12 protein-coding genes are annotated in these 15,404 nt (G+C 40.7%); 7 read left to right on the top strand and 5 right to left on the bottom strand.

Annotated features, from left to right (window positions below; all coding sequences use genetic code 11):
- Positions 1-25: 25 nt before the first annotated feature.
- From L2729_RS02095 to yghU, 4 genes are all read left to right on the top strand, one after another.
- Complete coding sequence (locus L2729_RS02095; protein ID WP_248986760.1) at positions 26-1,030, top strand: HAD family hydrolase; 1,005 nt, start codon at positions 26-28, stop codon at positions 1,028-1,030.
- 447 nt (positions 1,031-1,477) lie between these two features.
- Positions 1,478-2,962 (top strand): GIY-YIG nuclease family protein, encoded by a 1,485-nt coding sequence (locus L2729_RS02090; RefSeq protein ID WP_248986759.1) that lies wholly within the window; start codon positions 1,478-1,480, stop codon positions 2,960-2,962.
- On the top strand, positions 2,962-4,017 hold the full coding sequence (locus tag L2729_RS02085) for a coiled-coil domain-containing protein (protein WP_248986758.1): 1,056 nt from the start codon (positions 2,962-2,964) through the stop codon (positions 4,015-4,017). The genes L2729_RS02090 and L2729_RS02085 overlap by 1 nt, the downstream gene beginning before the upstream one ends.
- Positions 4,018-4,512: 495 nt before the next feature.
- A complete protein-coding gene (gene yghU / locus L2729_RS02080) occupies positions 4,513-5,370 on the top strand; it encodes a glutathione-dependent disulfide-bond oxidoreductase (protein WP_248986757.1) in 858 nt (285 codons plus the stop codon).
- Between the two features lie 113 nt (positions 5,371-5,483).
- Here yghU and L2729_RS02075 read toward each other — a convergent pair whose 3' ends face one another.
- From L2729_RS02075 to L2729_RS02055, 5 genes are all read right to left on the bottom strand, one after another.
- Entirely contained in the window at positions 5,484-6,356 is an 873-nt protein-coding gene (locus L2729_RS02075) for a DMT family transporter (protein WP_248986756.1), read from the bottom strand.
- 376 nt (positions 6,357-6,732) lie between these two features.
- Entirely contained in the window at positions 6,733-8,784 is a 2,052-nt protein-coding gene (locus L2729_RS21760; protein WP_248986755.1) for a hybrid sensor histidine kinase/response regulator, read from the bottom strand.
- Entirely contained in the window at positions 8,774-9,112 is a 339-nt protein-coding gene (locus tag L2729_RS02065) for a hypothetical protein (protein ID WP_248986754.1), read from the bottom strand. Before L2729_RS02065 ends, L2729_RS21760 begins: the two co-directional genes overlap by 11 nt.
- On the bottom strand, positions 9,069-10,289 hold the full coding sequence (locus L2729_RS02060; RefSeq protein ID WP_248986753.1) for an EAL domain-containing response regulator: 1,221 nt from the start codon (positions 10,287-10,289) through the stop codon (positions 9,069-9,071). The genes L2729_RS02065 and L2729_RS02060 overlap by 44 nt, the downstream gene beginning before the upstream one ends.
- On the bottom strand, positions 10,286-11,248 hold the full coding sequence (locus tag L2729_RS02055; RefSeq protein ID WP_248986752.1) for a helix-turn-helix domain-containing protein: 963 nt from the start codon (positions 11,246-11,248) through the stop codon (positions 10,286-10,288). The genes L2729_RS02060 and L2729_RS02055 overlap by 4 nt, the downstream gene beginning before the upstream one ends.
- Positions 11,249-12,708: 1,460 nt before the next feature.
- Here L2729_RS02055 and L2729_RS02050 point away from each other — a divergent pair.
- From L2729_RS02050 to L2729_RS02040, 3 genes are read left to right on the top strand one after another with little or no spacing between them, the layout of a single operon-like run.
- Entirely contained in the window at positions 12,709-14,010 is a 1,302-nt protein-coding gene (locus tag L2729_RS02050) for a BamA/TamA family outer membrane protein (RefSeq protein WP_248986751.1), read from the top strand.
- A 13-nt stretch (positions 14,011-14,023) separates the two neighbouring features.
- Positions 14,024-15,073, top strand: a complete 1,050-nt coding sequence (locus L2729_RS02045; RefSeq protein WP_248986750.1) for a hypothetical protein — start codon at positions 14,024-14,026, stop codon at positions 15,071-15,073.
- Between the two features lie 36 nt (positions 15,074-15,109).
- Entirely contained in the window at positions 15,110-15,337 is a 228-nt protein-coding gene (locus L2729_RS02040) for a hypothetical protein (RefSeq protein ID WP_248986749.1), read from the top strand.
- Positions 15,338-15,404 lie beyond the last annotated feature (67 nt).

Below are 15,404 nucleotides of genomic sequence, written 5' to 3'. Positions count from 1 at the left end.
ATATCTCAAACTAAAGGGTTACTTTATGAAACTTCAATCTCTATCTTTGCTTGTCATGCTAACGTTCTCGTCAACCCCCGCCCTAGCCGTGAATTGCCAGGCAAGTGATGGTGTCTTAACCTCATGGGCACAAAGCGAGCGCCGAACAGCAATTGAAGCTTTCGTAACAGAGGTCACTAATCCTAAAAGCCCGCAGTATGTGGCCCCAGAAGACCGAATTGCTGTATTTGATAACGACGGCACCTTATGGTCTGAAAAACCCATGTACTACCAGCTGGTATTTACGATTGAACAGATTAAAGGGCTGGCAAAAAACCACCCGGAATGGAAAAACAAAACGCCCTTTAAATGGGTACTCGAAGACGATTTAGAGTCACTCATGAAAGCCGATCACCATGCGTTACTTGAATTGCTGCAAGCGACTCATACAGGGGTAACAATTGAGGCGTTTCAACAGATAGTGCACACATGGGTGACCAAGAGCAAAGATCAGCGCTTTAATCGACATTACATTGATTTAACCTACCAGCCAATGAAAGAGATGCTGCTTTACCTAAAAGACAACGGCTTTAGCAACTACATCGTTTCCGGCGGTGGTACTGATTTTATGCGTGCATGGACAGAGCAAGCTTACGGCATACCAACAGAGAATGTCATTGGTAGCAGCTTTGGCTATGATGTCGTGAAAATCGACGGCAATACCCTGCTCGTTAAAAATGGCACGCTAGTGTCTAACAATGATAAGGAGGTAAAGGTCGAGAACATTCAACGAGTGATCGGTAAAAAACCCATACTGGCCGTAGGTAACTCCGATGGTGATCATGCCATGTTGCAATGGAGTACGAGCCAAAATAGTCCCAGCATGGCGATGATAGTGCATCATACTGATAGCGAACGTGAATGGCAGTATGACCGTGACTCATCGGTTGGCCGATTAGACAAAGCGCTCGATGAAGCCAAGCAAAAAGGCAACTGGCACCTAATTGATATGAAAAATGACTGGTGTACGGTTTACGGAGCGGAAAAATAATAGATACCGTCGCGAATTCCTGCCACTTAGCCTGCGGTATTACGACAAAGTAGGCTAACTTAAACAATCACCACGATATAAGCGAAGGTCTGATGACAGAGGCCTTCTTTGTTAACGGTTAAATGACAACACCCTTATTGTGTCCTTCCCTAACGACAACCGCACTAAAAATAAGCAAACGATTAAGCTTAACTTAATAATGAGAGCTAACACTCTATTTCAAGTAAATACAATATGTTAATTTCAATTCATCATGTTAAGACTCAATTAATACAGTACGTACTTCATTGTCTGAAATCCTCGTTATCGCTCATCACGTTACCTTGAGCTTACTTACTGCAGGATTCAAGCAATAAACGCACTTTATGACCAGTCAATAACGGCCATTCCCGCTAACTTGCCAAGGCAAGCCCAGCACTCGCGAAGCGTATAGCAAGGATTTACAAAGTGAATGACTCTCCCATTCCCAACACCACACATACTTTATCGCCACTTTCTAACGCCATTGTCGATAAGGCAATAGATAATGTCACACGTAAGCTTGTCGGTGGTGCCAGAAACAAAAACAACTCCCTACCCAATAGTCATAAGGCAACGATTAGCACCTCGATTTCCGACACATTAAACGCCACCTCTAGCGACTCTGTGATGGCTGTTGCAAATCGTGGTGTGGCGTGGAAAGAGATGATCGCTAAGAGCTTATCGCACGGCATATCATCACTATCAGATATGCAGTTCGATGGTCAGTTCACCGTTAAAAATGGTATTGCGGAAGGTTTACATCAAGTGCCGGCGACTCCCGGAGTTTATGTTGTTTATGACAAAAACAACTCTGCTGTTTATGTCGGCGATAGCAATAATATTCGTCGCCGCTGGCACGCTGGCCACCTCAATGAAAACAAACAAAAACTCGACAGTGGCGAGCAATACAAATTGAGTGACCAGCTAACAGAGGGCTGCACGGTAAAATTTATCAGCTGCGAATCAAAAGAAACGGCAGCCGCCATTGAAGCTCACCTAATTAAAGAGGCAGCTCCAGAGGTCAATGCACGCGAGGAGTTACTGCAGGAGCAAGGCACACGCTCAAACATTGAAGCCAAGAAGATGAAAGATGCCTCTGGCAGTACTGCGAGTTTAGCCGCTGGTGCAGCAAAGGAAGCCGCCAGTAACGTCGGCTGGTCAGTACTTGAAAGCTTGATCACAGCCTGCCTTAAAGCCCTCAAAGATGAGTTAGTTGATATCGTCGGTGGTGGCGAGGACAAACTGAAAATACGCATCAAACGCCTATTCAGTAAAATTTGGCATGTCATTGAGAATATAGTTAAACATCCAGGGACCTTACTCAAAGGCATTTTTGAATTCATCGTCAATGCTTTTGCCAGTGCAATACGCAAGGTGTACCAACTGGCACGTAACATTTTTGACCTTGGTTACGCCGCATGGCAGCTCTATAAAGGTGCGAAAACCCTCTCCAAAGCGGAGCTGATTCAAAAAATTTCAGAAACCATTATAACCAGTGGCTGTCTTGTTATTTGGGATGCATTAGATCCGATAATTGAAGCTAATCTTATCGCGCTATTTCCGGCAATCACCCCATTCGCCCCCTATTTGGCAGCCACTATTGCAGCGATTGGTTTTGGTATTTCAAGCCACTATCTTTCAGGGGTCGTGCCCTTGATTGTCGAAAAGATTATCGACTTCAAGTTTACCGCCCAACTATCTTACCAACAACAAGTCAGTGCCTGTGAGCAACTGGTCAGTAACGCTGAAAAAAGTATGGTTTTAGTCAATGGATTAGAAGAGTACCTACAGTCATCCAAAGAGCTGATTGTTGATTTAAAAGCGCAGACAGCAACACTCAAGCAGCATCAAGCCATCAGCGCTTTTAGCATTGAAGATAGACTAAACAGTATTACCTTAGGAACAAAATAGTGACGTTAGTAACCACCGAGCAAACATTAATCGAACGGAAAGAGTACCAAGTCTTCTATCAAGACTTTGAAGGTAATCTCGGCAAATTAACCTCAGCCTTAAAAACCACCAAAGATGTGCAAAAGCTGGCAACTCAAATAAGTGAAAAAGGTTTTTGGGGGACTGCGCTAGGGAGTATTTCAGGCCGCAATGATAAAGATCTCGCCGCGATGATCGAAAATCTTGGCGCCAGTTTAGAGGTCACTCAAAGCATTTTAACGATCGTCCTTAAAGTGCAAAACATAAAAAATGGCTTTTTAAAGGAGTTTCATCAAGCACTGGTTGAGAAAATGACTCGACTGAAAGAAGATGATCTTACATTAGACTCCAACCAAAAAGACGCGGCGATCGCAATCGTCACTAAAATCGAGCAGCAGGTTAGCTATCAACTGGCGCAATCGGAACAGATAGAAAATCATGAACGGAAATTAACCCAGCTTGATGATTTTGTCGAGGTCAAAGAGATCCTTGATAGCGAGCAAAGCGCAAAGATTGCCCACCTTGATAAAACCTCACAAAAAATCATTCAAGGCGCGGATAACCGTCAACAATTGATTGTTGAATTACAGCAAAAAAGTGTCGCTAAACAGCAAAAAGATATGTCACAAGACAAAGTGATACTCCACTTAACGGCGCAAGTTCAATCACTCCAGTTAGACAAAGAACACATGATAAAAACGCTTCAATCTCAAGCTGAAGCCATTGAACACCTTAAGCAGAGCAGCAGTGAAATGGCCTTGTCACTTCAATCAAACAAAGAGCAAATGACACAAACGCTTCAGTCCCAAACTCAGGCAATGGCACAGCTAAAGTTAATCACCACTGAAATGAGTCAAGGTATACAGAATGCCGATGCTAAAGTAACTCAGTTAACCGATGCCCTAACTGAGACCCAAAACACATTGTGCTCCACAGAGAAACATCGGAACTTGTTACAAACCAAAATGCTTCAAAATGCGTTGCCATTACTCGCGCTCATCGCCAGTGGCGCTGCCATTTATTTGAGTTTGGCTTAACACCGCCAAACAAGTGGTAGGCTAACACTGAGCCTACCACCAGGGGCTGCTGATCTTTCGAGCTTAGTTTTTGTTCGACTCTTTCCCGTAAAGAAGAATGATTTGAGTACAAGGCTTGAGCGATGATTTAGCAGTCTCAGTGAAAGCGCGTAACGCACTCTAGTCATAAAAGACTAAAAGCATTGAAACGAACCCTAAGGGCCGCGCTTCTTGGCTATTTTTACGCTGTTGTAGGCTATTTGTGGATAATGACTAAACGACATAGCCTCCGCCTTGTCAAAATAGCCAATAAACGGCGGCAAAAACAACCGTGAAAGATCAACAGCCCCTAGCAAGATGCTTAAAAAATGCTTATGTTTAATCCCCCTCCGACCGACATTTAAGTTAGACGATGTAATACTTTCTCATTACCAACAGTTCTACCCACAAAGGTTTTAATCTAGATAATCAGCCCCATATCGATAAGTAATAGTGACTAAACCAACAGGAAACTTTATGAGCAACCAATATACACCGGCAAACGTTTGGACAATGGATAGCGAAAATGGTGGCCAATGGGCAAGCATCAACAGACCGGATTCGGGTAGCAGACATCAGCACGTTCTTGCTGTCGGTAAGCAGCCACTGCAACTGCACTCGCTGGCAACGCCTAATGGCCAAAAGGTCACTATTATGCTGGAAGAGTTATTAGCAAAAGGGGTTATCGAAGCGGAGTACGATGCTTATCTGATTAATATTGGTGAAGGCGAGCAATTCTCTTCCGGCTTTGTCGATATTAACCCAAACTCCAAAATCCCCGCCTTAGTTGATCATTCTGGTGAGAACCCCATCAGAATATTCGAGTCAGCCAGTATTTTACTGTACCTTGCAGAGAAGTTTGGCCATTTCTTACCGAGTAACATTGCCGCGCGCACAGAGACCATGAACTGGCTATTTTGGTTGCAAGGTTCAGCGCCTTATCTTGGGGGTGGTTTTGGACACTTTTATGCTTATGCACCCGAGAAATTCGAATACCCAATCAACCGGTTCACTATGGAAACCAAACGCCAACTGGATGTACTCGACAAACAACTGGCAAACAATGAATACATCGCGGGTGATGAATATAGTATTGCTGACATGGCGATATGGCCTTGGTACGGCAGCCTAGTACTCGGTAATATTTATGATGCAGCAGAATTCCTTGATGTCTCAAGCTACACTCACGTTCAGCGTTGGGCCAAAAAGGTTAGCCAGCGCAGTGCCGTTAAGCGTGGCCAAATAGTTAACCGTACTTGGGGTGAAGAGTGGGAGCAACTCGCCGAGCGCCATAGCGCAGCAGACATCGATAACGTGCTAAAAAAACAGCCTTAACGTTATACTTAAAAGTAAGCGAGCAAGTCATTCAATACGGCAGTGGTTATATTTAACCGCTGCCGCATTGCTCCTCAATAAGAAGCAGATCCTTTCACTACAAGCATGCAGATCTACGCTGTATTCCTTTTCAACACACTTCGCGTTTGCATAAGCGTGTAAGCGCCGCTGGCAACAATCAGTAAACTGCCCAATAGAGTCAGCAGATCGGGCGACTCCCCAAATACAAAAATGCCTAATGCTAAAGCAAACAGTAAACGGGTGTAACGAAAAGGAGCAATAACAGACACATCCCCCGCACGCATCGCTATGGTCAATGCATTGTATGCCATCACCCCAAACACTATCGCCCCTAAAATCTGTATCGTTGCCGTGCCATTGATTTGTAGCGGTTCATGTTGATATATCAGCATGACTAACCCTGTCGGGATCAACACGAAAAAGCCATACACTCCAAGCTGCAAGTTGGATAAAACTGGCGGCGCTGCACGAGTTGCCAAATCTCGACCCGCAAAGCCTAAAGTGGACACTACCGCAAATAAAGACGCCGCCTCAAATCCTGCAAGGCCTGGACGAATAATCATTAACACCCCAATAAATCCGACCAGCACAGCAAGCCAACGCTTAACTCCCACTTGCTCGCCAAATAGCAGCGCAGCGCCAATCATTGCAATCAGGGGAGTCGCTTGCAAGATCGCCGATGCACTCGATAGAGGCGTTAATGTAATCGCTAAGGCAAAACAAAATCGCCCGACAATCTCACAAACAGCCCGCATTAATACTGCTTTAGATAATATAGCAGGATGAATAACGCGCTGCCCTTGCCGGTACGTCAACAATATAAAAATCAGCATGCCACCAAGGCCAAATAACGACAAAATAAGCCCAAGAGATGTGGTCTCTGCGGCCGCTTTAATTAGCATGTCCTCTATGGAAAACGCTGCCATTGCTGCAACCATAAACAGGCTGCCTTTAGTATTATTCAAACAAACTCCAACTATATTTATTCATCAATAATTTCAAGAGAATGAGTTAACCTTCCCTCTGGAAATTTAAAATAGTAGCGTAAAAGAGAAATAAAGCATGGTTACCGAATGTTCTAAAAAAGAGGTTATCGATAATGTCTGCTCGCGACGAATGTCAGATATTCCAAGCTCTTCATATAAGGGCTAATAGCAGCGACCATAATACTCTAAGAAACGTACTTCATAGACCACATCGAGCCATCTTAATTTGCTATCAAACCCAACAAATTCAACAGCCTATATCGACCCTGCATTTTCAATAGAACATCTAAATTAGAATGAACACAACGTCAATCTAATGCGAGAAACTCTAGATATTATTTTGTTAGCTTTAACTTCAAAATGGCTTGAGAAAACTCGAGTCATTTAGCGCTCTTATCGTTTTGATATCAAGTGGTTTTTGTAAAAAAGTAATCTCAGGGAACAGAGCTGACTTTGGTATTTCATCTTTACAATTGGCAGATAGAATAAAATACTTTGGCTGATGAAAACCTAACTCTCTTAATGACGATATCAGTGTTAAACCATCAGTTTCGTCAAGCATGTAATCCATTAATACAATAAGAGAGGGGGCTTCACTAGCTGCCAGAGCTTCACCATAAATGTTATTTAACGCACTAATTGATTCTCGTCGATCTTTAGCTGTTGTGACTATGTATCCATCACTTTCGAGCATTGACTTACAGACCTCTAAATTAAAAAGATTGTCATCTACGAGTAATATCTGTTTTCTGTTAGTTACATTGGATTGATGAATCTTGGCATTTAAGGCCAGCTGATCAGTCTCCTTTGCCGCTGTAATACTCACACTTGAATTGTACTGTTTGACCATTGGGTCGACTACAAATTCTTGGTCATGTGACGTATTAGTTAGCCGAAAAGGAAATTGGAAGATCACTAAAGTCCCTTGATTTTTACGACTGCGGATTCTGATACTACCTCCCACACTCTCAATCACTTTTTTACAGGTATACAAGCCAATTCCAATGCCCGATTTAAGCGCCAAGGATGATTTCAAATCGGTGGTAAAAGGTTTTGTTATTGCTTCCATTGATGCTTTTGACATTCCTTTGCCAAAATCCTTAACCGCTACTCTAACAAAGCCATCTAAAGGCTTTTTCCCCATTTCTGACGTATCCACTAGATGGTGTGGCAATGGACGAACTTTGACATTAAAGATCACAAGGTCTCCACTGCTGTACTTAAAGGCGTTATTAATAAAATTGGTGGTTAACTGGAAAAACTTCGTGTCATCTAGTTGGATAAATTCAGGAATATCCCCAGAGAATTCCATTTCTAAGTGTTTTTTATGTGTATGACTAAACGCCCGATAATAATCGTCAATTTTGTGCAGGAATTGAGGAAAGTTAATCTCTTCATAATGCAGCTTTAAAGTTCCTGAGCTAGCCTTGCTGTAGGTTAGTGTGTTTTGTGCAACGCTATTAAGTAAGTTAGCTGACCAGATGATTTTATCGAGTGTGTCTTTACCACTTACTGAACAACAAGCCTGTGCCTTTAACATATTGGCATAACCTAAAACAGCGTTAATCGGTGTTCTAATCTCATGATTGAGTGTAGACAATAATGCCAATTTTGAGTTTGACTCAATACGCTGCTTTTCTTTATCGCTACGATTTTGAATCATCAAAGAAACGAGCAGTGAGAACGTCAATCCGAACAACGTAAATACGACTAAAAGTTGTGCTATTTCAAGCATCTCTTTCTTTGTGGGCATGTAATCAACAGACAAACGATAGCTGGTATTATATTCTGGTACATCAACAAATTGCTCTGAATGAAACCCAAGTAACGAGGCTAAAAACCTGCCTTCATGGCGCTGACATTCGAGATTACTAAGTGTCCTATCGCCTAACGTAAACCTCTCACAAACATCACTATTTTCTTCTATTTTTCGCTGTAGTCTTTTATGAGAGACCGCATAAACAAGATAGGGCTGCTTAGGCTCATCAATACTGATAACTATGGTGGCAAAATCTTCAACCTCATAAGTTATTTTGCCATTAAGTTCCGTATGAGCACGCTCGGAATTTATAACATCATAAAATTCCGGGTCGGAGATATATTTCGGCTTTAAATCTGGACCCAACGTAAATGCAATTGCCGATTTTATTTTCAGTAAGTCTTTAGCAAAGAGCGTAAACTCGGCATTAGTGACCTCATCAGAAGCATTAAAAAAAGAGCGAAGTGCATCCATCATAATTCGGTGCTGGATTAACATGTCTCTAGATGAATCGTACAGTTTATCAGCCCGACTTTGGTATTGCTTCGCCATTTCCTCTTGGCCATGATTCCAAAGCGCAACATCAATCAGCATTGTACCTAACACCCCAACGACAAAGGCTACGCGGGCAAGACCACTAAATTTCACTTTCAATATCCTTAAGTAAACCTTGAAGACAAGTGATATTGCCGAGCAGTTCAATTTTGTTGGTTTCATCGCTGTATAGCGCTTCATTGTGAATTTTCAAATACCGACATATCCCTTTGTACTTATGAAGTTGTGCCGAAATATTAACGGTATTAGTGCTAGATAATAAACTCGCCTCAAAAGCCAGGTTATCCAATTCTAATGCTAATACTCCATAGAGGTGACTTCGACTATCATCATTAAAATGAGCAAAGAAAGTACGGAGTTTAGTTTTAATCCCTTGGCTAGCAGCTGACATATTGGCACTCGTGTTGTAGGTTGTATTCATTAATCCAAGCCATTAAATAGCGCCCTTCGATGGGTGGGCTGATGAAATAACCTTGTGCAATATGGCATCCGAGCATCTGTAGTCGCTTTAGTACCGATAACGTTTCTACGCCTTCAGCAACGACTTTGACATTAAGTTTACGGGCTAAAGCAATCGTTGACTCAACAATGGCTTGGTGCTGTAAATTGACATCAAGATCTGACACAAAGTCTTTATCAATTTTGATTTCATCAAATGGAATACTGTCTAACCGGTCAAAAGTGGAATAGCTTTTACCGAAGTCATCTAGCGATATCGGAATGTCATTAATAATCAACTTAGCGATAGCCTGTAAGGAGCGATCTTGATTGATCGTTTGCTGAGACTCCGTCAGTTCGAGCATTAGTTTAATATCAGAATTAGTTAAATGTTTATCAATTACATAATTGATAAAGTCATCAGATAACAGATCATTAGCGCTAATATTAATGGATAAGCTATAGCTCTTAAGTTTCTCAAATAGATGCCATTGCGATAACGCCTGATTGAGCACTAACTTGGTAAATTGACAATTCAAGCCAGCCTTTTCAATCAAAGGGATAAACTTATCAGGGTAGATAAACCCATCACCTTGAATGCAAAGCCGAGACAAAACCTCAAAACCGACTAGTTCGCCTGTCTTTATATTTATCTTTGGTTGATAGCACAGAAACAAATTCTCTTCGTTTAGTAATGAAGTGATGTTCGCCTCATTACAAATAGGCGTGATCTCTTCGGATATATCAGGTTCTTGTGGAAAGGCTTTTTTTGCTGCTATTGAAGCGTAAATATCACTAATATCCAGTGGTTTTTGAAATACCCCGACTAAATTTAAACTAAAGCTGTTAGTAATATTACCAATGAGTTCAAGTGTTCGTTTATCAGAAGAACTGACTATTGCTATTGGGATCTCACGGCTACGGGTTGTCGCCATGTGGTTGATAATGGCAAGACCATCACCATTTTCCATTTTCAGGTCTGCTATCACCAATTCGATAGTTGGCAGATCACTTAAGCTATTATGTTCAAGCATCTCGATTGCCTTATTACCACAATCGGCTTCATGGAAATCAAAACTCACTTCAGGCGCTATTTGGATAAACTCGCTTTTTATTGTTTCTCTTACAAATGCCTGATCATCAACAATAAGTATCTTCATGAGCGACCTCCTTGTTCATCATTGCCAAGAAAGGTGACTAATCGCTTCGGCGATATCACCGCTAACTTAAGTAAAAATCGATTCGCCATCAATTCAGAGCGACTTAATAGAAAGGAGTGAATAGCAATCATTCTGTCGTTAAATTCCATATTTCTTACCTTAAACGGCTCTAACTTGGCCGTGTTTAGTTTTTTGATGAACCCTTCATCACAGATGCTAAAGCAGAGGTAGCGTAGATATTTTTGCTGAGAAAATTGATTGATATAAGTCGACATGATGCTGTTTTCAACTTGTTTAGTTGCACCAGCGGAGGACAAAACTAACATTGCGTCACGATCTTTGTGTTCGCAATTAGCCACTATTTCACTCAGATCACTATTGATATTGACTAGTTCAAGAAAATTTTGAGCCGATGTTTCAAGGTACAAACCATGGCCAACAATTTGACCGTTAAATGCGATTGCTATGGATATTTTTACATTTTTCAACCAAAAAAAATCTTCAAGAGGATGCTTTAATTTAAGACTTGGATTACCTTCATAACGTAGGATCATCTTTAGCACTAAGTAAAAACTATCATCTTCAATATCAATATTTTTAATCTGATACTCATCATTTGCGTAATAGGGGTGGCTTGATTTAATCTCCGGCGCATTAGGAATAGCCACTAAATTGCTACACTCTTTTAAGAACTGTTTATCCCGGCTATAAATACTAGTGAGTTCATTATCGTACAGTTCAACTATTTCGGCTTGTTTAGCTAAAGATGGAATATTGACACCACGCTCCCAGCGACTAACAGTAATAGTATCTAAGTTATAAAAAAGACTACTGTGTTGCCTAAGGTGTAAACATAGCTGCTCTTGTGACAGGTCGTTATTTTGACGAAGATGTTTCAAAAACGTCGAAAACACATGGTTCTGCTTGTCTTTTGAATAAGAGTAATTGGTAGAGGTCATCACGCGTTCCATTAGTTTTGCTTAATTGTTTTAATAGTCCCACATATAGTTCTCTGTCTACGCCATCGATACGTTCGGGGTATAACTGTGTATACATAATCCACATACGATGGTTGCTCTCATTAAAATAAAGTCCTGTTACTTGCTCGTTCTTCATACTCTCACCAGTAAGTCATTCGGTAGAATTAACTGATTACTGAGTGTAAAACATTATTAAATATGACAACATTGGCAAGTTATGTACAAAGTTCCACCTAACATGCCTAGCTAATATATGCTTTTACATAAATTACTATAAAATCATTGATAACAGATAGATAAAGCTAAACCTATAAGCTGAGACAGATTAATATGAGGCGTAAGGTTACTTATTCGGTCCGATACACCTGCATTGGATCAGGTCATTGAGCCCAACTATCTTCTCCAACAACACATCATACCGTTTCACTTAGGATTTGCAGCGATTAGTCGTTCTATCATTAACCTTGCCGTTTTAGAATGGATTTCGATATGGTCGTCATTTGACGATAAATATAATAATCACCTAAAGTAAGCGATTAACAACCGAGTGCTATCAATAACTAATTCTTCTTTTAAGAACACCCTATTTTGTAATTTAAAACATCACTAACCAAACAATCTACAGACTAATGAATCACATCAAAAATAAATAATTATCTGTCACTTTATGAGACGTAAATTAAAAAGTTGTAAATTGTAATCCATAAAAAATACAAATTAGTACTTGTGGATCAAATCAAGTAAATTGGAGTTAACTTGAAGGCCACAAAGAAATTCAATATGGAATACATTCAGGCTTTGTTCATATCTTTTAGACGTTTAGTAGGTTATTACATGCTTTAAAAGCGCTGTATAGGAACATGCCCATTATTACTCTCACAGCATAATCCTTTAGTAAAAACATATTACAACTACTGTTCCAGAGGATCCCCATTACATTTTTATACTATATGGCTTGGTTTGTATTAAGTGCATCGCAGAGTTTCTGCCACTATGACATATAAGCAGACAATTTCATTATTATCACAGAGGATAAAATTTAGGGTCACTAAACCGTCACTACAGCTCAGCAACCAGAATGCATCAACAAGCATTTCTATCCTGTTAACGTCTACTTACCCAATGACAGTGGTTAATAGTAAGTTTCGTAAATGGGCAAAGAACATAACTAACAACGTTCTACATTTGCTAATACCTTTCTATATCGTGAATGTAGTTTGCTTATAAGACACCAAAAGGCCTTAGCTGGACTAGAAAACAACCGTCTTAACAAGTCCACTGACTCTATATAAGCCTTATCTATGCTCGCTACGGACCAGGTTTGTAAAATGCTAGGTTTACACTATATTTATTCTGAAACAGCGATTTTCTTTTAACAAATTAATCAACATTAGCGTTGTCTCCCCTCACCTATTTGACTTTATTTGCAACAGGACCTTATGAAGAAGCTTTTACTAGCTTGCCTTTTCCCAGCTTATCTCTTTGCTCAATCAACTGAACTTAGTTCAATTGAAAGCCTACCCGTTGCTAATGACTTGCCATATTTTTCAGAAAAAGAGCAAGCCGTCCAACGTACTAATGATTATAAAAAAGCTATCGATGACATTGATGAAAAGTTAGATAACTGTACAACTCAGTGTGAGCAGTTAGAGCATAAAAAAGATCAATACAAAAAAGCATTAAAAGACCATTCAACCAAAAATGGATTACCTTTGTTTTCTATTTTAGGTGGACCTGGCTATATGCCTGAAACAGGGCTAATGCTCGCGGCTGGTGCTTTATATTCTTTTTCAACCAATAGAGCGGAAGAAGCGTTACAACGCTCGAGTGTCACTTTAGTCGCGATAGCCAATGAACTCGATGATGGCGTAGGGCTAGGCTTACGTTCCAAACAAAATCTATTTTTTGATGATAATGCCATTCGCTATATAGGTAAACTCACAATGGGTAAGCAAAATGAGTATTACTGGGGCATTGGTTATGACGCTGGAGAAGCACAGGAATCGTCCGATGATCTCTTGTATGAGTACAACTTTATTAACTACCAAGGTAATTTAACCTTCGAAACCGAATATGGTTTTTATATTGGCCCCGCACTACAGATTAAATACTACCAACCGAATCAAGATTCATTGCCACAAACAGCGATAGATGATCCTAATTTTCAAGAGTTTAAAGATAAACCCTTTTCGCTTGGATTAGGCATCGTACTGGAAAAGGATACTCGAGATTTTTCTGTTAATGCATGGAAAGGTCATTTTCTGAGTTTCGAGTATATCGCTTACTCTCAAAAAATAGGGAGCGATAATGACTATCAAAAATTGGCGTTAGACTACCGTTACTACTACTCTCTTGCTGTTGGCCGAGTATTAGCTTTTTACAATCAATTTCAATGGAGTAAGGGCGACATTCCCTATTATGACATGCCAACCTTGGGTGGGCAGGACTCGCTAAGAGGTGTTTATAGAGGCCATTATCGCGATAAAAACACCATCGAGAATAGTGTTGAATATCGACATACATTTAAAGATAGCAATCATGAACTGACTAGACACGGTATGACTGTTTTTACTGGGATGGGCTCTATTTCAGAAAACCCTAATCAGCTCTACGAAGATATAATTTTCAGTTATGGTGTAGGTTATCGCTATGAGCTACAGCCTAGAATGAATGTAAGGGTCGACTACGGTAGAAGTGCAACTGAAAGCGGATTTTATTTAACCTTTAATGAAGCATTTTAAAAGGGATTCACTCATGTATCGATTGGCTAGCTTACTTGTTATTCTATTTTCATCATCGGTTATCGCTACAGATGAACCTGTCGCTCAAACGACAGAGCCTCTCAAATCCAGTGAAGAGATAGAACGGCCCAAAGCACAAACAGCCAGAGAAAAACGCCAAGAAAATCGCAACGAAATAGAACGCTCAGATATCATTCCTAGTAAAGGCGGCAACCCAAATGCGAAGTGGGATCGATTCTTACCCTTTTTCGGACAACAGGTGATTGCAAAAGGTTATGATTTACCGCTGCCGCTGTCCATTTCTATTATCCCCAATTACTCCCAACAAGACTTAGGCATATCAAACTTAAGGCTTAGCTATAAAGATACCGACATTGGTGAATTACTCGATCTCGATAGCATTGATTTTGGTCAACCTGATGTTGAAAGTGCCAGCATTCAACTGCGCGCCGCAGCATGGATCTTTCCTTTCATGCAAGTGGGAGTCCATGGTGGACGTTTCGAAGGTTCTACCGACCTCTATGTCAAAATTCCCACCGCCATATTTAAAAAAATAGAAGAAGTTTGTGGCGGCCGGGTCACGCCTGCATTTTGCGACGACGTTCCTAAAAACATTGAACTACCAAAAATATCTCCAGATTACTCAGGTTGGAATTATGGTTTCACCACCAACTTTGTTTATGGTTTTAGCCACTACTTTATTCTTGTACCTTTCAGCTACACCTGGAGTGAAACCGACGACAATAGAACCAATTCAGAAACACTACTTGTCAGCGCTCGGATAGGAACCTCATTTCAGGTTCAGAATTGGGGCATAATCAGCCCATACATCGGAGCCTCCTATATGGATACTCAAGGTACAAGTAGTCAGTCAGATGCAGAGGTCAGCGGAGGGCCGAGTTTAGAGGGATTAAGCTATACAATAGACCAAGAAAACATCACTAAATATGCAGGTTTGATTGGCTTTGACTGGAGCTTAACCAAGCACCATGCATTTGATCTTGAGGCCAATATTGGTGATGGTCGCCAGAACTATGTTGCCATCTATACCTTCAAATTCTAATGACTCTGACTAGATTTAAACCTTAGCATTTAAGCTATGATGCCCAAAATCTGGCTTTCTAAAGCCAGACATTTTCCTTTATTGCTCAGACTAGATCAAAAAGGCAAACCGTCAGGTTCATCTTTTGTCTTTCTAATAATTAAAAATCTTGAACCTACTGTCGAGGAGAACATTATTGTCGATGCGATTGCAGTGAGTTTTGCTGATGTTTGTCTGTGGTATTACAGCTCAGTAAGCGAGCCAACGATGAACTCATACGACTAACCGTTCATCTACTCCCATTCAACATAAAGCCAATATAACGCCATATGATTTACCATAGGTGTTTTAC

The sequence above is a fragment of the Shewanella gelidimarina genome, assembly GCF_023283945.1.
GTDB lineage: Bacteria > Pseudomonadota > Gammaproteobacteria > Enterobacterales > Shewanellaceae > Shewanella > Shewanella gelidimarina.
Note: the sequence above shows the minus strand (reverse complement) of the source record. Positions and strands in the feature narration are given on the sequence as shown.